Annotated in this window: 18 protein-coding genes; 10 read left to right on the forward strand and 8 right to left on the reverse strand. The window is 56.3% G+C overall.

Translation table 11 applies throughout. The features are described from left to right. Positions 1 to 119: 119 nt before the first annotated feature. Positions 120 to 746, reverse strand: a complete 627-nt coding sequence (gene upp, locus HFD95_RS10125; protein WP_009088774.1) for a uracil phosphoribosyltransferase — start codon at positions 744 to 746, stop codon at positions 120 to 122. Positions 747 to 975: 229 nt separating this feature from the next. On the opposite strand from upp, the gene purM reads away from it, so the two are divergent. Beyond that, positions 976 to 2,016, forward strand: a complete 1,041-nt coding sequence (gene purM / locus HFD95_RS10130) for a phosphoribosylformylglycinamidine cyclo-ligase (RefSeq protein ID WP_010671337.1) — start codon at positions 976 to 978, stop codon at positions 2,014 to 2,016. Next, the gene (gene purN / locus HFD95_RS10135; protein ID WP_033788088.1) at positions 2,013 to 2,651 is read left to right on the forward strand and encodes a phosphoribosylglycinamide formyltransferase; all 639 of its coding nucleotides are present in this window, start codon (positions 2,013 to 2,015) and stop codon (positions 2,649 to 2,651) included. Before purM ends, purN begins: the two co-directional genes overlap by 4 nt. A gap of 109 nt (positions 2,652 to 2,760) precedes the next feature. On the opposite strand, the gene pstB is transcribed toward purN, so the two are convergent. Genes pstB through HFD95_RS10150 form a run of 3 tightly spaced genes read right to left on the reverse strand, consistent with a single transcriptional unit; the run spans position 2,761 to position 7,259 of the window. Beyond that, positions 2,761 to 3,528 (reverse strand): phosphate ABC transporter ATP-binding protein PstB, encoded by a 768-nt coding sequence (gene pstB / locus HFD95_RS10140; RefSeq protein ID WP_010260068.1) that lies wholly within the window; start codon positions 3,526 to 3,528, stop codon positions 2,761 to 2,763. Positions 3,529 to 3,540: 12 nt separating this feature from the next. After that, complete coding sequence (gene pstA / locus HFD95_RS10145) at positions 3,541 to 5,175, reverse strand: phosphate ABC transporter permease PstA (RefSeq protein WP_060680726.1); 1,635 nt, start codon at positions 5,173 to 5,175, stop codon at positions 3,541 to 3,543. Next, positions 5,172 to 7,259, reverse strand: a complete 2,088-nt coding sequence (locus HFD95_RS10150; protein WP_167430191.1) for an ABC transporter permease subunit — start codon at positions 7,257 to 7,259, stop codon at positions 5,172 to 5,174. The genes pstA and HFD95_RS10150 overlap by 4 nt, the downstream gene beginning before the upstream one ends. 150 nt (positions 7,260 to 7,409) lie before the next feature. Here HFD95_RS10150 and ppk1 point away from each other — a divergent pair, with 150 nt between their 5' ends. The 5 genes from ppk1 to mgtE all read left to right on the forward strand — a co-directional run bounded on the left by ppk1 (position 7,410) and on the right by mgtE (position 13,519). Next, on the forward strand, positions 7,410 to 9,470 hold the full coding sequence (gene ppk1 / locus HFD95_RS10155; protein WP_010260075.1) for a polyphosphate kinase 1: 2,061 nt from the start codon (positions 7,410 to 7,412) through the stop codon (positions 9,468 to 9,470). 5 nt (positions 9,471 to 9,475) lie between these two features. Continuing rightward, positions 9,476 to 11,002, forward strand: coding sequence for an exopolyphosphatase (ppx, locus tag HFD95_RS10160; protein ID WP_010260078.1), 1,527 nt, complete (start codon positions 9,476 to 9,478; stop codon positions 11,000 to 11,002). A gap of 41 nt (positions 11,003 to 11,043) precedes the next feature. Then, on the forward strand, positions 11,044 to 11,658 hold the full coding sequence (gene tehB, locus HFD95_RS10165; RefSeq protein ID WP_167430192.1) for a tellurite resistance methyltransferase TehB: 615 nt from the start codon (positions 11,044 to 11,046) through the stop codon (positions 11,656 to 11,658). A gap of 101 nt (positions 11,659 to 11,759) precedes the next feature. Continuing rightward, positions 11,760 to 11,945 carry a YfgG family protein gene (locus HFD95_RS10170; RefSeq protein ID WP_010671331.1) on the forward strand — a complete coding sequence of 62 codons (186 nt, stop codon included), beginning with the start codon at positions 11,760 to 11,762 and terminating at the stop codon, positions 11,943 to 11,945. Between the two features lie 140 nt (positions 11,946 to 12,085). After that, positions 12,086 to 13,519 carry a magnesium transporter gene (gene mgtE / locus HFD95_RS10175; protein WP_010671330.1) on the forward strand — a complete coding sequence of 478 codons (1,434 nt, stop codon included), beginning with the start codon at positions 12,086 to 12,088 and terminating at the stop codon, positions 13,517 to 13,519. Between the two features lie 3 nt (positions 13,520 to 13,522). On the opposite strand, the gene HFD95_RS10180 is transcribed toward mgtE, so the two are convergent. Both HFD95_RS10180 and HFD95_RS10185 read right to left on the reverse strand, forming a co-directional pair. Further along, positions 13,523 to 14,020: an AlpA family transcriptional regulator gene (locus HFD95_RS10180; protein ID WP_010671329.1), complete on the reverse strand. Its 498-nt coding sequence runs from the start codon at positions 14,018 to 14,020 to the stop codon at positions 13,523 to 13,525. Between the two features lie 20 nt (positions 14,021 to 14,040). Then, positions 14,041 to 14,286 carry a hypothetical protein gene (locus HFD95_RS10185; protein ID WP_010671328.1) on the reverse strand — a complete coding sequence of 82 codons (246 nt, stop codon included), beginning with the start codon at positions 14,284 to 14,286 and terminating at the stop codon, positions 14,041 to 14,043. A 193-nt stretch (positions 14,287 to 14,479) separates the two neighbouring features. Here HFD95_RS10185 and HFD95_RS10190 point away from each other — a divergent pair, with 193 nt between their 5' ends. Continuing rightward, a complete protein-coding gene (locus tag HFD95_RS10190) occupies positions 14,480 to 14,659 on the forward strand; it encodes a hypothetical protein (RefSeq protein WP_022624131.1) in 180 nt (59 codons plus the stop codon). A gap of 30 nt (positions 14,660 to 14,689) precedes the next feature. Here the strand turns inward: HFD95_RS10190 and HFD95_RS10195 are convergent, their stop codons facing one another. Both HFD95_RS10195 and HFD95_RS10200 read right to left on the reverse strand, forming a co-directional pair. Further along, a complete protein-coding gene (locus HFD95_RS10195; protein ID WP_167430193.1) occupies positions 14,690 to 15,463 on the reverse strand; it encodes a DUF3750 domain-containing protein in 774 nt (257 codons plus the stop codon). Between the two features lie 619 nt (positions 15,464 to 16,082). Further along, on the reverse strand, positions 16,083 to 16,991 hold the full coding sequence (locus HFD95_RS10200; protein ID WP_010260103.1) for a LysR family transcriptional regulator: 909 nt from the start codon (positions 16,989 to 16,991) through the stop codon (positions 16,083 to 16,085). Between the two features lie 128 nt (positions 16,992 to 17,119). Here HFD95_RS10200 and HFD95_RS10205 point away from each other — a divergent pair, with 128 nt between their 5' ends. Beyond that, entirely contained in the window at positions 17,120 to 18,430 is a 1,311-nt protein-coding gene (locus HFD95_RS10205; RefSeq protein WP_010260106.1) for an MFS transporter, read from the forward strand. Between the two features lie 18 nt (positions 18,431 to 18,448). After that, a complete protein-coding gene (locus HFD95_RS10210) occupies positions 18,449 to 19,537 on the forward strand; it encodes a tartrate dehydrogenase (RefSeq protein ID WP_167430194.1) in 1,089 nt (362 codons plus the stop codon).

A 19,537-nucleotide genomic window follows, 5' to 3' on the forward strand; every position in this document is an offset into this window, starting at 1 on the left:
CAGGGCGCGCGCCTCTGGCACAGCAGCAGGCACGCCGGTGAGCCTCGCAGCCACACCGAACCCGTTCGGGGATCTTTTTTTTGCCAAAAAAAAGCCGACTCTCTGGTCGGCTATGCGATTTATTTGGTTCCGAAAATCTTGTCCCCGGCATCGCCGAGCCCGGGAATGATGTAACCCTTCTCATTCAGTCCCTGATCCACTGACGCGGTGTAAAGCTCAACGTCAGGATGCGCTTTCTCCAGCGCGGCAATCCCTTCTGGTGCGGCAACCAGTACCAGCACTTTAATGCTGGTGCAGCCCGCTTTCTTCAGCAGGTCGATGGTGGCGATCATGGAACCGCCAGTCGCCAGCATAGGATCGACAACCAGCGCCAGGCGCTCTTCGATGTTAGAGACCAGCTTCTGGAAATAGGGAACCGGCTCCAGTGTCTCTTCATCACGGTAAACACCCACCACGCTGATACGGGCGCTGGGAACGTGCTCCAGCACCCCTTCCATCATGCCCAGGCCTGCACGCAGAATCGGCACCACCGTGATTTTTTTGCCTTTGATCTGATCGATCTCTACCGGGCCGTTCCAGCCCTCAATGGTTACGCGCTCTGTTTCCAGATCGGCGGTCGCTTCGTAGGTCAGCAGGCTGCCCACTTCAGACGCCAGCTCGCGAAAACGCTTTGTACTGATATCATGCTCACGCATCAAGCCCAGTTTATGTTTGACCAGCGGGTGTCTGACTTCCACGATCTTCATTGGTGTTCTCCCGGAATGAGTTGAGCTAAAAAAAATCGCGGGATTATACCGCCTTTTGCGCTCCGCGCCACCTGCTCTTGCGCAAAGCCGCGGGTTTTACCGGGACAAATAGAGGATTAATGAAAATCGCCCGATGCGCAATCCCGGACTCGCAAACGTTTGCCTGCACTGATAGAATTGCCGCGCTTTATTTTAAACCACCAACCGCAACTCGCGTGGGGACCTCGCAGTGACCGACAAAACCTCTCTCAGTTACAAAGACGCCGGTGTTGATATTGATGCTGGTAACGCTCTGGTTGACCGTATTAAAGGCGTAGTGAAAAAGACGCGTCGCCCGGAAGTGATGGGTGGACTGGGCGGTTTTGGTGCGCTTTGCGCGCTGCCGCAGAAATACCGTGAACCGGTGCTGGTCTCAGGCACCGATGGCGTTGGCACCAAGCTGCGTCTGGCGATGGATCTCAAACGTCACGATGCCATTGGTGTTGACCTGGTGGCGATGTGTGTCAACGACCTGGTGGTACAGGGCGCCGAGCCCCTCTTCTTCCTCGACTACTACGCTACCGGCAAACTGGATGTGGATACCGCCTCTGCGGTGATCACCGGCATCGCCGAAGGTTGTCTGCAGTCGGGTTGTGCGCTGGTGGGCGGTGAAACCGCTGAGATGCCAGGCATGTATCACGGCGAAGATTACGATGTGGCCGGTTTCTGTGTTGGCGTGGTGGAAAAGTCAGAGATCATTGATGGCAGCAAGGTGCAGGATGGCGACGTACTTATCGCCCTCGGCTCCAGCGGCCCGCACTCCAACGGCTATTCGCTGGTGCGTAAGATTCTGGAAGTCAGCAACACCGATCCGCTGGCTGAACAGCTGGAAGGCAAACCGCTGGCCGATCATCTGCTGGAACCGACCCGCATCTACGTGAAAAATATCCTGAGCCTGATTGAGCAGGTCGATGTGCACGCTATCGCACACCTGACCGGCGGCGGCTTCTGGGAGAATATTCCGCGCGTGCTGCCCGACAACACTCAGGCCGTCATCGACGAGAAGAGCTGGCAGTGGCCGGCCGTCTTCAGCTGGTTACAGCAGGCAGGCAACGTCAGCCGTTTCGAGATGTACCGCACCTTTAACTGCGGCGTCGGCATGATCATCGCCCTGAGTCCGGCAGACGCGGACAACGCGATTGCGCTGATGCAGGCTGCGGGCGAGAAAGCCTGGAAGCTCGGCGTAATTAAAGCGTCTGATGCCGAAGAGCGTGTGGTCATCAACGGATGAAAAAGCTGGTTGTACTGATTTCCGGCAACGGAAGTAACCTTCAGTCCATCCTTGACGCCTGTGCAAGCGGGCGGATTCACGGCAGCGTGGCTGCCGTGTTCAGCAACCGCGCCGCCGCTTATGGCCTTACGCGGGCGCAGGAGGCAGGGATTCCCGCCCACTCGCTTGCCGCCAGCGACTTCACTGACCGCGAAGCCTTCGATCGCCAGCTCATCGCTGAAATCGAAGCCTACAGTCCAGACCTGATTGTGCTGGCAGGATATATGCGCATTCTCAGCAGCGCGTTCGTGGCCCATTTTCACGATCGCCTGCTGAATATCCACCCTTCCCTGTTGCCGAAATATCCGGGTCTGCATACGCATCGTCAGGCTCTGGAAAATGGCGATAGCGAACATGGCACCTCTGTACATTTCGTCACTGACGAGCTGGATGGGGGTCCGGTGATCCTGCAGGCAAAAGTCCCGGTATTTCCCGGCGACAGCGAAGCGGAGATTACGGAGCGGGTGCAGCATCAGGAGCATGCCATCTATCCGATGGTAATCGGCTGGTTTGTTGAGGGTCGTCTGGCGATGCGTGACGGTAAGGCCTGGCTGGATGGCGAACCGCTGCCGCCGCAGGGTTATGCTAACGACTGACCCGACAGGGGAAGCCGGGGCTTTCCCTGAAGTGCTGGCGGTCGGGGTAAAGACTCAGGGAGCCTATGAGCCGTCTGACATAACAACCTGCTCTGCTCCCGTTACTGACTTAACCGTAGCGCCCCGTAATATAATCTTCGGTCCGTCGCTGTTTTGGCGCGGTAAAGATACGGTCAGTCTCATCAAACTCCACTAACGCGCCCTGATGCATAAACGCGGTGTAATCTGACACGCGAGAAGCCTGCTGCATGTTGTGCGTCACCAGCACCAGTGTGAAATGCTGCTTGAGCGTAGTCATCAGCTCTTCAATCACCAGCGTTGAGATGGGATCGAGCGCGGAGGTCGGCTCATCCAGCAGCAGAACTTCCGGTTCAATCGCAATGGCGCGGGCAATCACCAGCCGCTGCTGCTGTCCGGTAGAGAGCGTCAGCGCATTCTGTGACAGCTGATCTTTGACCTCACTCCACAGCGCCGCCGCGCGCAGCGCACGTTCACAGGCTTCGTTCAGCACCCGCCGATCGCGTACACCCTGTAAACGCAGCCCGTAGACCACATTTTCATAGATCGATTTTGGAAAAGGATTGGGGCGCTGAAACACCATGCCGACCCGACGACGCAGCGCCGAGAGATCCTGCTCAGGTCGCAGGATCGGCTGCGATCCCAGCAACACCTCACCCTCGACCCGGCAATGATCAATCACATCATTCATGCGATTAAAGCAGCGCAGCAGCGTCGATTTGCCACAGCCGGAGGGACCAATCAGCGCGGTAATCTTGTTTTTCGGCACCTGCAGCGAAATAGCCTGCAGCGCCTGGCGCTCGCCATACCACAGCGATAGCTGGTTAACGGTCAGCGCGATATCCGTGTCGGACGTCATAGTCATAGCCTGTTATTGAGTCATAAGGCGATAGCGTTCACGCAGACGGTGACGCAGGCCCATCGCCAGCAGATTAAGCGACAGAATAATCAGCACCAGCAGCAGCGCGGTGGCGAACACCAGTGGCCGGTCAGCTTCAATATTCGGACTCTGAAACGCCAGATCGTAAATCTGGAAGCCCAGATGCATAAATTTGCGATCCAGATGCAGATAAGGAAACACCGCGTCGACGGGCAGTTCCGGCACCATTTTTACCACGCCAACCAGCATCAGCGGCGCGGTTTCACCAGCGGCACGCGCCACCGCCAGAATCAGGCCGGTCAGCATGGCAGGCACCGCCATCGGCAGCACCACGTTCCACAGGGTTTCCGCCTGAGTCGCGCCCAGCGCCAGCGACCCCTGCCGCAGGCTGTTGGGAATGCGGGATAGTCCCTCTTCGGTCGCCACAATCACCACCGGCAGCGTTAGTAACGCCAGAGTCAGCGACGCCCACAGCAAACCAGGTGTCCCGAAGGTGGGATTGGGCAGCGCGCTGGCGAAGAAGAGCTGGTCTATCGTGCCGCCCACCAGCCAGACAAAGAAGCCCAGACCAAATACGCCATAGACGATTGAAGGAACGCCTGCCAGATTGACCACCGCGATGCGCACCAGTCTGGTCAGCGCATTGCGTCCGGCATATTCATGCAGCCAGATGGCGGCGATGACACCCAGCGGCATCACGACCACCGACATCAGCAGCACCATCAGCACGGTGCCAAAGATCGCCGGGAACGCCCCGGATTCACTCTCGCCTTCAGCGGGTGAATCACTGACGAAACGCCACAGCTGATGCAGAAAATGCAGCGTTTTGCCGGTCAGCGTCATCGCGTTCGGCTTCCAGCTGTCAACGATTTCGGTCAGCGGGATCGCATGTTCGGTGCCATGCACATCCCGCAGGATTAACAGATCGCGCTGACTCTGCTGTTGCAGCGAAGCCAGTGTCTCGCTCAGCTGATTAAAACGGCGCTGCAAAGCGGCCTGATTGGCCTGATATTCTGACTCGGCCTGCAAATCAAAGCGCCCGGCAGCACGGTTTGTGGCCGCCTGCTCATCAAGCTGCTCACGCTGGCTGTTGAGGCGCGCCATATCGACCCGGCGAATCTGATTAGCCTGCCGCACCAGCATCTGCACCTGTCCGAGCCGCTGATGCAGCAGTGCATCGGGATCCTGCGCAGTCAGCTCTTCATTATCCTCACGCAGGCCGACAAACCAGCCGTATGCCTGACCGTGGCTGCGGCGCTGCAGCACCATGATGTCCGCTGGCTGGCTGACCTGCGCCGCCGTGCGACTGTAAACCACCCGGAAATCGGGTGCGTCCCAGTCACGGTTACCGGTTTTAATCAGATAACGATTAACCTGTCCGCCGCTGTTGCCCTGCTCATCTGCCGGGGCCGGAAAGCGCCGCTGATGTTCCAGAGTTTCACCCAGCAGGCGCGTCTCGCCCCCTTCAGGCTGGCTAAACGTGTAGAGATCGACGCGCTGCGGCCAGAAAGCGCGCACACCCTGCCAGGCCAGTAACCCAATCAGTAGCGTAAAGGCCAGCAGGCAGACGGCTACGGCACCGGCGGTTAGCCAGCGCCAGCGATCGTTCTGTTGCATCGCTTTCATGCCTGCTCCTCGTGCTGGCTGTAGCGCTGGCGCAGCCGCTGACGGATCAGCTCGGCAACCGTGTTGATCACCAGCGTAAACAGCAGCAGCATCAGGGCGCTAAGAAACAGCACGCGATAATGGGCACTCCCCGCCGCCGCTTCCGGCATCTCAATGGCGATATTGGCGGACAGTGCGCGCAGGCCGCTGAACAGGCCACCTTCACTTTGCGGCGTGTTGCCGGTCGCCATCAGCAAAATCATGGTTTCTCCTACGGCACGCCCCAGACCAATCATCAGAGCGGCAAAAATACCGGCGGAAGCACCCGGCAGCACGACGCGGGTCAGGGTTTGCCACGGCGTCGCGCCCAGTGCCAGCGAGCCCTGCCCCAGTGCAGCAGGCACGCTGAACAGCGCATCCTCAGAGAGGGTAAAGATCAGCGGTACCAGCGCAAAGCCCATCGCCAGCGCGGCTACCAGCAGATTGCGCTGTTCGTAATGCGGCAGCCAGTCGCCCGCATCCGGTATCAACAGCGTGGGCAGCCACAGCGTCAGCAGCGTGACCAGCAGCAACAGCGGCAGCAGAATCAGCACTTCACGACCCGGCTGACGCCAGCGCGGCGGTAAACGCGCGCTGAATACGCCGCACAGCAGCAGCGTGCCCGCCAGCGTCAGCGGCAGCAGCAGCACACCCACCAGCGCCTGACCAATATGCGGCGCGAGCCAGATCCCGGCAATCAGCCCCACCACTACGCTCGGCAGCGCGCCCATCATCTCAATGGCCGGTTTAACCCAGCGTCGCAGGCCTGGCGCCATAAACCAGGCGGTGTACATCGCCGCCGCCAGCGCCAGCGGTGTGGCAAACAGCAGCGCTAAACTCGCCGCTTTCAGCGTACCCATCACCATCGGCATCAGGCTGAACTTGGCCTGATAACTGTCACCCGCCGCGGTCGATTGCCAGATCCAGTCCGGTCCGGGGTAATTTTCATACCAGATTTTTTGCCAGAAATTGCGCCAGGTGACGTCCGGCCACGGATTATCAAGCCGCAGGGTCTGCCAGCTTCCCGCCCGTTCAATCAGCAGGCTGTCGCCACGTGGCGAAAACTGCGCCTGCACAATGCCAGGTTCCAGCTGACGCTGCAGTATCGGGCCATCCTGCTTGCTGGCAAACAGCCGCAGCATCCCCTGTTTACTGAGCGTCGCAAACACGCGGCGTTGTGATTCCGTCACCAGAATGGTCTCACCGTCGCTGTTGGCAAAAGTACGAATGCGCTGCAGGCGCGGCCCCTGTTCGCTGGCGATAGCAAACCACTGCGTGACGCCGCTGCCATCCTGGATCAGCAGGCTTGTGCCGCCCACCAGCAGATGCAGACTTTTTGGCCGCTGCGGCAGGGTGTGCGTTTCGCGCAATAGTGCACGGTCATCGTCAAGTTGCCAGACCCGCAGCAGATTGCCTTCGGTGGTGTAGAGCAGATCGCCGGACGGAGAGAGCGCCAGCAGATCCAGCTGGCGTTGCGGCAGCGGGATAACCGAGGCCTGGCGATCGGTGCCAAGCGTCAGCACCCGGAGTCCGGCCTCAGTGAGTGCGGCTATACGCCACTGACCCGCATGGCGCGTAGCCAGCGCCATCTTCGTCACTGCGCCATCAGGCAGATGAAAAGGTTTATCGCCCAGCGGAAAACGCCACTGCTGGTCGGCGGTTGGCTGCATCAGTGTCAGCGCACCCTGCATATTCAGCAGTAGCGTCTGCTCATCGGCACTCCGCACTATCTCCCCGGGTGGCGGGGTCAGCGCCAGTGCCGGTTCCGCAGGCTGACCATCCAGCGGAATAAAACGCGCTGCACCGCGCTCGCTGATGCGCCAGCCGACCTTCCCCTGATTGCCAATCGCTAAGGCTGGCGCACGATCCCAGAGTTGCTGGCTGGCCGCGATCTGCAGGCCCGGCGCATTAAACAGCGGTAATACCACGCCAATCAGCCAGCAGAAGAGCAGCAGCATCAATAGCAGGATCGCCACGCCACAGCAGGTGACCAGTCGCCGCGTCAGACGGTCAACAGCACGACGCTTACGATCGCTGAATTGGACAGGAATGTGGTTTGCGCTCATGCGGTTCCGCTAGCAGGCCAAAATAAGCCGCTATGTTGCCCGTAGCCGATTGATAAGACAACTCCTGGCGTTGGACAACGCTGCCATACTCTCGCCATAATGTTGGTGGATACTGGATCTTCAGTCCTGCAACCGCTAAATGGAGTGAGAATGGGTCAGGTAAAGCTTTATATTGAAAAAGAATTAAGCTGGTTATCCTTTAATGAACGGGTTTTGCAGGAAGCAGCAGACAAAAGCAATCCACTGATTGAGCGGATGCGCTTTCTGGGTATCTACTCCAATAATCTCGACGAATTCTATAAAGTGCGTTTCGCCGACCTCAAACGCCGCATTCTGATTGGTGAAGAGCAGGGTTCCGCCAGTACGCCACGCCATCTGTTTAAGAAAATTCAGCAGCGGGTAATGAAGTCCGATCAGGAGTTTGATGCGTTATATAACGATCTGCTGCTGGAGATGGCACGTAACCAGATCTTCCTGATCAACGAACGTCAGCTCTCATCCAATCAGCAGGCGTGGCTGCGCCACTACTTCAAGCACGAACTGCGTCAGCATATCTCGCCGATTCTGATCACCCATGAAACGGATCTGACCGAATTCCTTAAAGATGACTACACCTATCTGGCGGTAGAGATCATTCGCGGTGACAATATTCAGTATGCGCTGCTGGAAATTCCGTCCGACAAAGTCCCGCGTTTCATCAATTTACCGGCTGAGCCACCGCGCCGCCGTAAACCGATGATCCTGCTGGATAACATCCTGCGTTACTGCCTGGATGACATTTTTAAAGGCTTCTACGACTACGACGCGCTCAACGCCTATTCAATGAAAATGACGCGTGACGCCGAGTACGACCTGGTCACGGAGATGGAGTCGAGCCTGCTGGAACTGATGTCCTCCAGCCTGAAGCAGCGATTGACGGCGGAACCGGTGCGTTTCGTCTATCAGCGCGATATGCCAGACACGATGGTGTCGCTGCTGTGCCACAAGCTTTCCATCTCAAACCTGGACTCCATCCTGCCAGGCGGCCGCTACCACAACTTCAAAGACTTTATCGGCTTCCCTAACGTCGGCAAAAATAACCTGGTGAACCGCCCGCTGCCGCAGATTCGCCACATCGGCTTTGATGGCTTCCGCAACGGCTTTGATGCGATTCGCAATCGCGACGTGCTGCTCTACTACCCGTACCACACCTTTGAGCATGTGCTGGAGCTGCTGCGCCAGGCGTCGTTCGACCCCAGCGTGCTGGCGATAAAAATCAACATCTACCGCGTTGCTAAACACTCCCGCATCATGGATGCGATGATCCATGCCGCCTACAACGGTAAAAAAGTCACGGTGGTGGTGGAGCTGCAGGCGCGCTTTGATGAAGAAGCGAATATTTACTGGGCGAAACGCCTGACTGAAGCGGGCGTGCATGTCATTTTCTCCGCACCAGGCCTGAAGATCCACGCCAAGCTGTTCCTGATTTCACGCCGCGAAGGCGAAGAGATTGTGCGCTACGCGCATATCGGTACCGGCAACTTTAACGAGAAAACCGCGCGTCTCTATACGGATTACTCGTTGCTGACCGCGGATGCGCGCATCACCAATGAAGTACGTCGGGTGTTCAACTTTATTGAGAATCCCTACCGGCCCGTGACGTTCGATCATCTGATGGTCTCGCCGCAGAACTCGCGCCGGATGCTGTATGAGCTAATCGACACCGAAATTGCTAATGCGCAGCAGAATAAGCCCTGCGGCATTACTCTGAAAATCAACAATCTGGTGGACAAAGGTCTGGTTGATCGGCTTTATACAGCCTCCAGCGTAGGGGTGAAGGTTAATCTTCTGGTGCGCGGAATGTGCTCATTAATCCCTGACTTGCCCGGGATCAGTGAAAATATTCGTGTCATCAGTATTGTTGACCGTTATCTGGAACACGATCGCGTCTATATTTTTGAGAATGGCGGCGATAAGAAGGTGTTCCTCTCCTCCGCTGACTGGATGACACGTAACATTGATTACCGTATCGAAGTGGCAGTGGCGATTCTCGATCCCCACATCCGGCAGCGCATACTCGACATTATTGCTATTCAGTTGAGTGATACGGTGAAAGCCCGCATCGTCGATAAAGAGTTGAGTAACCATTACGTCCAGCGCGGCAATCGTCGTAAAGTGCGATCGCAGCTGGCCATTTATGATTACATCAAGAAACTGGAACAACCTGAATAAATCCTATGCCAATTTCTCATAAAAGTACGCCAAAACCCCAGGAGTTTGCGGCGATTGACCTGGGCTCGAACAGTTTCCATATGGTGATTGCGCGGGTTGTCGATGGTGCGATGCAGGTACTGGGCCGCCTTAAGCAGCGCGTCCATCTGGCTGACGGGCTGGATGCCCGGCACAACCTCAGCGAGGAAGCGATGGAGCGGGGGTTAGCCTGCCTGGCCCTGTTCGCCGAGCGCCTGCAGGGGTTCAGTCCGAGCAACGTGACGATTGTCGGTACCCACACGCTGCGCGAGGCGGTCAACGCCGAAACCTTCCTGCAACGTGCGGCCGAGGTGATCCCCTATCCGATCGAGGTGATTTCGGGCCATGAAGAGGCTCGCCTGATCTTTATGGGCGTTGAACATACCCAGCCGGAGAAAGGCCGCAAGCTGGTGATCGATATCGGCGGCGGATCAACCGAGCTGGTCATTGGCGAGGATTTTGAACCGCAACTGGTTGAGAGCCGACGCATGGGTTGCGTCAGTTTCGCCCAGCTCTATTTCCCGAAAGGTGAAATCAGCCGTGAAAACTTCCGTCGCGCCCGTTTAGCGGCCGCGCAGAAGCTGGAAACGCTGGCGTGGCAATATCGTCTGCATGGCTGGCAATATGCGCTGGGCGCGTCCGGCACCATCAAAGCCGCCTGCGAAGTGCTGCTGGCGATGGATGAAAAAGAAAAGCTGATTACGCCTGAGCGCCTCGAAAAGCTTTATGACGAGGTGATGAAACACAAATCCTTTGCTGCACTCAGCCTGCCGGGTCTGTCGGAAGAGCGTAAAGGCGTGTTTGTACCCGGGCTGGCGATTCTGTGCGGCGTATTTGATGCGCTGGCCATTCGCGAATTGCGCCTCTCCGACGGTGCGCTGCGTGAAGGCGTGCTCTATGAGATGGAGGGCCGTTTCCGCCATCAGGATATTCGCAGCCGTACGGCACAGAGTCTGGCGAACCATTACGCTATCGACAGCGATCAGGCACGACGCGTGCTCGACACCACCGAGCAGCTTTATCTGCAGTGGCGCGAGCAGAATCAGAAACTGGCGAATCCACAACTGGCCGCGCTGTTGAAATGGGCGGCGATGCTGCACGAAGTGGGCCTGACCATTAATCACAGCGGCCTGCAACGCCATTCAGCCTATATTCTGCAAAACACCAATCTGCCGGGCTTCAATCAGGATCAGCAGATGCTGCTGGCGGCGCTGGTCAGATTCCATCGTAAAGCGATAAAGCTTGATGAGCTGCCGCGCGTGACGCTGTTCAAGAAAAAGCAGTTTGTGCCGCTGATCTTCCTGCTTCGCCTGGGTACCCTGCTGAATAATCAGCGACAGGCCACCACGCGTCCGGAGGCGTTAACCCTGAAATGCGATGATGGCCACTGGACGCTGACCTTCCCGGCGGGCTACTTCACGCAGAACAACCTGGTTCAGCTCGATCTTGAACGGGAGCAGGTTTACTGGAATGACGTCACGGGATGGAAACTGATCCTCGAAGAAGAAGTCTGACAACACGGGCGCCTGGCGCCCGTTTAACTGAAATGATGAATATGACACAACCAACCGCACCCCTTTCAGGCGAAAACTATTTTGCCGAAACCTATGGTTTAACGCCGCCCCACTCCGAAGTGGTTGCGGCGCTGCCCCAGCTCAATGTCGGCAAGGCGCTTGACCTTGGCTGTGGCGTGGGACGCAATACGCTGTTTCTGAATCAGCACGGTTTTGACGTCACGGCGTGGGATCATAATCCGCAAAGCCTGGCGCGCCTGCAGGAGATTATTGCGCAGGAAAATCTCAGCGGCATACATACCGAGCAGCGCGACCTGAACAACACGCGCTTTAATGGCGGCTTCAACTTTGTGCTATCGACCGTGGTGATGATGTTTCTGCAGCCGAAGATCATTCCGCAGCTGATTGCCGACATGCAGGCCTGTACGGTCAGAGACGGTTTTAACCTGATCGTGGCGGCGATGAACACGGACGATATGCCCTGCCCGGCTGATTTCTCCTTTGCGTTTAAATCAGGCGAGCTCAGCCACTACTACCGCAACTGGCACATCGTGAAGTACAACGAGCACCCTGGCCAGTTGCATCGCACAGATGAAAATGGCAACCGCATCACCTGTCGGTTTGCGACGCTGCTGGCGCAAAAAGCGAGTTACTGATTTTTATCTGCTGTTTTTTTCAACAGCGATTGATTTCATCAGGCGACTGTGACTAAATATTGCAGTCGCCCCAGATGGGGTCATTACAGGAACCACCCCGCGTGAACAGCGCTATTTCTCCCCGAAGACGTCAAAAAACCGGCACCATGACCCGCATTGTGCTGCTGATTAGTTTTATCATTCTTTTTAGTCGCCTGATTTTTATCCTGCCTGCTGCCTTCGAGCATCATCAGCAACAGAAAGCTATTCCTGAACCGGTTGCCATAACATCAGGCGATACGCGATAGCGAATAACCAATAACGACCTTTCGCCTGAAACGCACCTGAAACTTAAACGTTATCCAGATAACTGGACTCTTTTTTGCATCCCTTTTTCAGGCGAAACGCTACACTTCGTGCTGGTGCTTTCAGACTTAAGGGATCCAATGTGTCTGCCTCTCACTCTCAACGTTTAAGTGAAATACGTCATCGCATTCTGACGCTGCTGCTCAGCGAGCACGACCTGGTTGATGCCCTGCTGGAGAAATCGGGCGATCTCAATCCTGAACAGCAACGTGAAAATGCGGCCCAGCGTGACGCGCTGGAACAGGACATTCTGCAACTGCATGCCGCTGACCTCGCGGATATTCTAGAAGCCCTGCCCGAAGAAGAACGTCAGGCGCTGTGGCGGCTGGTGCCGAACGAGCGGCGCGGCCATGTGCTGGTTGAAGCGTCTGAAACGGTCTGGGCCAGCCTCACCGAAGAGATGAGCGACCGCGATATCCTGCGCGCTATCCAGCCGCTGGATATCGACGATCAGGTCTGGCTGGCGCGTTATCTGCCACGTGACCTGACCGGACGCCTGCTGGCAACTGTAGAGCCCGCCCTGCGCGCCCGCATGCTCGATATGGTGCAGCTTGACCGTGACCGCGTGGGCCGGGTGATGGATTTCAATATCCTGACGGTGCGTGAAGATGTCACGCTTGCAACAGTGCAACGCTTTCTGCGCAAGCGCAAAAGCATGCCGGGCGGTACCGATAAACTCTTTATCACCAATAAAGATAATCAGCTGCTGGGCGAGCTGCTGCTGACGGACATCCTGCTTAACAAACCCAAAACCCTGGTGAGCGACGTGATGAACGCGCGCCCTACCACCTTCCAGCTCAATGATAAGGCCGAAGACGCAGCCAGCGCCTTTGAACGTTATAACCTCATTTCTGCCGCCGTCACCGACGCCAAAGGCAAGCTGATAGGCCGCGTGACCATTGAAGACATCATCGACCTGGTGAATGCCGAAAACGAAAGCAACATTCGTAAAATGGGGGGGATCAGTCAGGAAGAGGATGTGTTCGCGCCGGTGCGTAAATCGGTACGTAAACGCTGGGCCTGGCTGGCGATTAACCTCTGTACCGCCTTTGTCGCCTCACGGGTTATCGGGCTGTTTGAAGGGACGATTTCGCAAATCGTGGCGCTGGCCACGCTGATGCCGATCGTCGCGGGTATCGGCGGCAATACCGGTAATCAGACCATCACCATGATTGTGCGGGCGCTGGCCTTACATCAGGTTGAACCGGGCAACTTTTCGTTTTTGATCGTCCGCGAGCTTGGCGTGGCGCTGATCAACGGCCTGTTCTGGGGCGGCATCATGGGCGGTATCACCTGGCTGATGTATGACAATATGGCGCTGGGCGGCGTTATGATGCTGGCCATGGCGCTGAATCTGCTGCTGGCCGCGCTGATGGGCGTGCTGGTGCCGCTGGTCATGACTAAAATGAATCGCGATCCCGCCGTCGGCTCCAGCGTATTGATCACCGCCCTTACTGACACCGGCGGCTTCTTTATTTTCCTGGGACTGGCGACGATCTTCCTGCTGCCGCACTAATCTTCAGGCTTGCAGGCCGTAACGTTGCAGCGACCCGTTAAGATTGCGCTGCCGCGTTACCTGTGCCAGCTCTCGGGTCGCCGCAGGCAGCGTATAGTTACCACGCTGAATCAGCCACTCCAGCACATCCGCTAAGTGCCAGATGGCGGTTTTACCGTCATGCACCGGCAGCGGAAACGGCGGGCGGTGGCTGAGCATCAGCTTACGCATATTCTGACGCGTCATGCCGATGATCTCCGCCACATCCGTCAATCCCACAAAATCGGGTGCGGCTTCCACCAGCGTGGCTCCCGGTATCGCACGCAGCACATCCTCTTCTGCCTGCTTCAATACATCCGTTGCGGAGTCAGACTCGCGGGTGAACTCCAGTGCAATTCTGCCCGGCATGCCCAGGCCGATTAGCGCATCATCACAGCCTGCCGCTGCCAGCGTTTCCAGCAGTTCATCCACCGGCGCGTGCCCTTCCGGCAGGCTGAACCGTAATGTGAAACAATATTCCATATGCTTCTCCTTGTGCTGCATCAGGACTTCAGATAGTGACAGTTGTCGACCACGCGCCGCAGCGCGCGGGCATGCTGATGTGCGTTTTTTGGTGTGCTCCAGATACAGGTCAGACAAAACTCCCCACATCGGCACATCAACAGATTTTTCGGACAGTACATTTTGCCCCAGGCGTGATGGCCTCCCGTGACGACCAGCCAGCCATGGGATTCGGCGTAGCGTAACGCCGTTTCGATCTCTTTGTTGGGATGCCGCTTCCTTGCCATATTTTTCCCTATCCTGACGCTGAATTGATAAGTTGTCAACTGACAACCCTATGAAATTATCTTAGTGCGGCTCAGCATGCGCAGACTTTTTCTCGCAGTAAAACAGTCAGGGTATAAACTGGAAAACGTCACACAAAAAACGATCAGCGCCAGAAGTCATCTGGCAGCAGAAACGATTAACAACGGAGGCAATATGTTTAAAGCAGAGGATTTTGTTCAGTCTAAAACCGGCGGCCCGAAAATGCAGGTGCTGCGCGTCGAAGGTGACACCTTATGGTGTGCACGCGTTGATGATGCGGCGAAAAAAGAGATCGAAGTGAAAGCAGAGAGCGTCAATCTCTATCACGAAGAGGGTGACTTTGGCGTGTGCTGAAGTGAAACGGCCCCTGACGGGGCCAGACTGTCAGGGCTTATCCTGCTGAAGGTTGTCATTTCCCAGGCCGCCAATAAACGGCAGACGCAGCCGGAACGGTGTGAAATCGACTCCCATGTTCAGGCCCAGCAGATTCACTTCAAATCCCTCTTCTGCACCCAGCGTCACTCCCGCCACACCCAGAATCGACACCTGCACACCGCGCCCGGATGGCGGCAGCCCGACCGGACGCCACAGTGGCCGGTAATCTTTACCCAGCGCGTTAGCGGGCAGATCAAGCCTTAAAGCGGGTACTTCGCGGCCAATATGCGCCAGGAAGGTGTTGCTGTTTGGTCCAGGCCAGGCGCGATAGGTTGTCGGCCACGGATAGGATTGAATGGCGGCTTCAATCTGCGGGATCATCGCTTCTGCTTCCGGTCCGCGATGTTCCACCAGCAGCCGCGGTTTTGCGCCATACCAGTAGCCATCAGGCAGGTTGGTGTTGCGCCGGACTTTATCGCCGCTGCCCCAGCTAATCACTTCGTAGCGAGTGAATCGAGTTTCACCTGCGCGCTTGAAGATGATCCACGGATGCACCGCCACCGCCCCTTTCCAGCCATAGGTCGGCGCAGCATAGACCTGTACAATAGCCAGGCTATATAAAGCGCGCGGGTCGGGTGCTATCCCGGACGAATCACGTCGGGCGGTCGCCCAGCCGCCCGGCTCTGCGGTTTCGCTGTGACGCGTCGCCTGCGCAATGCTGGCTCCCAGCGATAGCAGCAGTACGACAACAAAAAACAGGCTGAACACTTTAAGTGAGAGCATGACAACATTCCTGGTGACGTAAGAATCGCGAATCGCCTGTTCAGCAGGCGGTTTCAGTAAGCGGCGGCTTTGGGATACGGACGATCGGTGAAAGCGGCGGTTAAGAGCGGGACACAACTGACGTCAGTTGCGGGCTTTTACTGCATGGAGGATAGCGTAATTTCCGGCAAAGTGAATAATAAAACGCCAGCGGCGAGGCGGGATGCGCTGAAAAGTTAAAACAGCACGGCGAATGCGATAACCACATCGTAATCCGTTACCTGGCAGGGTTTCATCAATAGATGAGCGAGTTTTCCTGAATAAGTGATAACCGCATGCCTTCGCATTAAAACCCTGGTGTCAGTAACCCATAAAGCGTCCTTACTGTTTCAGGGTATTTAACGCTTTTAATAAACTCATTATTTTTTATCCGGCCCTGACTTCCTGCTGCAGGCATAACCCGAGGGGAATCACACTGCCCTGAGTGAACGCCAATTTGTCGAAACTATAAAGTCGTTGCTCTGATAAAACCTAAGCATCAGCGAACATGAGGCATACCGTGGCGTTTTCACTGTTAGCGCTATACCTGCAGATATAAACAGGATGTACGTACTCTTTTAGTCAGAAGTAAGGCCTGCCACTACAGCTCTTTTGTTAATACCTCAAGATTGTCCGCAAGGATATTAAGCACCGCATTAACGTAGATATCCCTGTTTCCCTGGTGCCACATCACGCACAGTGGCAGCCCGGCTATATTGTCGACCGGAGCCAGTGGCAGATAGGTTACGCCATCCGCGTTCATGTTGCGGTAAGAGGATGGCACGAGCGCCACACCCAGCCCAGCAGCAACAAAGCTCAGTATTGTCTGTTTTTCCTCAGCATACTGAGCGATAACCGGATATTTACCGGCCGCTCTGAACAGGTTCATCGTCAGGTCATGACTGTGGGGACGGGAACGTCTTTCCGGCACAATCACCGGCTCATTGCAAAAATCCTCAATGCTTACCCGATCGTAATGCACCAACCGGTGATGAGCAGGGACTGCCAGTACACAGGTTTCATGGGCGATAAAGCGAGTGGTCAGAATGACATCTGTTTGTTCTGGCGGTCGCACAAACACCAGGTCCAGCCAGCCCGAGGTGAGTCGTGGGATCAGGCTGTGCGATTTATCTTCACTGATGTGGATATCGGCATCAGGAAACGCACTGACAAACAGGTTAAGCAGTTTCGGCAGTAATCCTCTCGCCGCGCTGTCAATGGCACCGATCCGCAACGTTTTTTTCTGCGACGCGATGTTTTTATGGAACCGCAACCGTAACGCATCAAAATCCGCAACAACGGACTTAGCCTCACTCAAAAACTCCGCGCCTTCCCGGGTCAGAGAAACGTTCCGGGTAGAACGATTCAGCAGGCGTATACCCAGATCCTCTTCCAGCAAGCGGATAAAACGGCTGAGTGACGCAGGCATCATTTCAAGCTTCCGGGCAGCCCTGCCGAAGTGAAGTTCATCACCTACCACTACGAAGCATCTCAGCTGATTTATATCCATTTTTCGCCCGCACTCAGATTATACAAGTTATTTATATAAACCCTTGCCGATGATAACGCCAGTCAAAACAGCATACTGGGTTCACAACAAAATGATAACAACCCTACCTGACTGTGGAGCATCCTGATATGCACAATGACCTCGAAAAAAAGGTAATGCGCAAAGTAACGCTGCGGATTATTCCTTTTATCATGCTGCTGTATTTTATCGCGTTTCTCGACCGGGTTAATATTGGCTTTGCCGCCCTGACCATGAATCAGGACCTAGGTTTTTCGCCGATGGTCTTCGGTATGGGGGCCGGGATTTTCTTTCTTGGCTACTTTCTGTTTGAAGTCCCCTCTAACCTTATTCTGCATAAAGTCGGTGCCCGTATCTGGATCGCCCGCGTCATGATTACCTGGGGACTGGTCTCCGGCTGTATGGCATTTGTTCAGGGCACCACCAGTTTTTATATTCTCCGCTTTCTGCTCGGCGTAGCCGAGGCCGGTTTCTTTCCTGGTATCATCCTTTATCTCAGCTACTGGTTCCCGGCTGTAAAACGTGCGCAGGTTACCGCCATTTTTATGGCCGCAGCACCACTCTCTACTGCGCTTGGCTCCCCTATCTCCGCTGCGCTGCTGGAGATGCATGGGCTGATGGGCTTTGCTGGCTGGCAGTGGATGTTTGTGCTGGAGGCGATCCCCGCTTTACTGCTGGGCATCGTCGTTCTGTTCTGGCTCACCGACCGTCCTGCCAAAGCAAAATGGCTGACCGAAGAAGAGCGGACCTGGCTTCAAAACTCTCTGCAGGCTGAAGAGCAGGCGCGCGCAACCGGGCAAAGCCACACCAGCGCATGGCGCGGTCTGGCGGATAAGCGGGTTCTGGCACTGGCGCTGGTCTATTTTGGCACCTCAGCCGGTCTTTATACCCTGGGTATCTGGGCACCGCAGATTATTCACAGCTTTGGTGCCTCATCGTTAGAAATCGGCTTCCTGAATGCTTTCCCTGCGGTGGCCGGTGTTCTCGGCATGATCCTCTGGGCCCGCCACTCGGACCGTACCCGTGAACGCAGCTGGCATGTTATTGCTGCCTGTCTGCTGGCCGCGGCCGGGCTGATTTATGCCGGAAGCGTCACAACCCTTTTCTCAGTGATTATCGCCCTGACACTCGTCACCGTTGGGATCAGCGCTTCCAAGCCCCCGCTGTGGAGCATGCCTACCCTTTTCCTGAGCGGGCCAGCGGCGGCAGCGGGCATTGCAGCCATTAATTCGATTGGCAACCTCGGTGGATTTGTCGGACCGATGATGATTGGCATCATCCGCCAGCAAACCGGTAGCTATACCGGGGGACTCTATTTCGTGGCCGGACTGCTGCTGATTTCAGCCCTGACGGTACTGATTCTGTCCGGAAAAGCGAAAAAGCCTCAGACCACAGAACTTCATCAACCTCACACTCATTAATTAATACGGAGAAACATCATGCGTAACTACTCTATTGCCGCAATTCCTGCTGACGGTATCGGCCCTGAAGTCATCTCTGCCGGCATTGAAGTCCTGAAAGCGCTGTCACATCGCGATCCGCAGCTGAAATTTGATATTCAGACTTTCGACTGGGGTTCCGACTACTACAAACGCTACGGCGTGATGATGCCGGAAGACGGCTTACAGACGCTGAAAAAATTCGATGCTATCTATTTCGGCGCGGTCGGCGCTCCGGATGTGCCTGACCATATTACCCTCTGGGGGCTGCGCCTGCCGATTTGTCAGGGCTTCGATCAGTATGCGAATGTGCGGCCGACAAAAATTTTGCCTGGCGTTACCTCGCCGCTGCGTAATCGGGGTCCAGGTGACCTCGACTGGGTCATCGTGCGTGAAAACTCCGAAGGAGAATACTCAGGCAATGGCGGCCGCGCCCATAAAGGTCTGCCGGAAGAGGTCGGAACCGAAGTGGCGATCTTTACCCGCGTCGGCGTCACCCGGATCATGCGCTATGCCTTTAAACTTGCTCAGTCGCGCCCACGTAAATTGCTGACGGTGGTCACTAAATCCAATGCGCAGCGTCATGGCATGGTGATGTGGGATGAAATTGCGGCTGAAGTGGCGCTGGAGTTCCCGGATGTGCAGTGGGACAAAATGCTGGTGGATGCCATGACGCACCGCATGACGCTGCACCCGCAGAGCCTGGACACGGTCGTCGCCACCAATCTGCATGCCGATATCTTATCCGACCTGGCCGGGGCGCTGGCTGGCAGCCTTGGCGTAGCGCCAACAGCGAACATCGATCCTGAGCGGCGCTTTCCATCGATGTTCGAGCCGATTCACGGCTCAGCCTTTGATATCACCGGTAAGGGCATCGCTAACCCGATCGCCACCTTCTGGACGGCGGTACAGATGCTGGAGCATCTGGGCGAGCATGAAGCCGCTGCACTGATCATGGGAAGCATCGAACATGTCTGCACCTGCGGCATCCTGACGCCCGATGTGGGCGGCACGGCCACAACGGCCGATGTCACGCGTGCTGTGGTGCAGTTCATCGAATCCCGTTCAACCGTTGCTGAGATTGCATAA

It is taken from the genome of Pantoea sp. EKM10T, from assembly GCF_011800685.1.
In the GTDB taxonomy this organism is placed as follows: Bacteria; Pseudomonadota; Gammaproteobacteria; order Enterobacterales; family Enterobacteriaceae; genus Pantoea; species Pantoea agglomerans.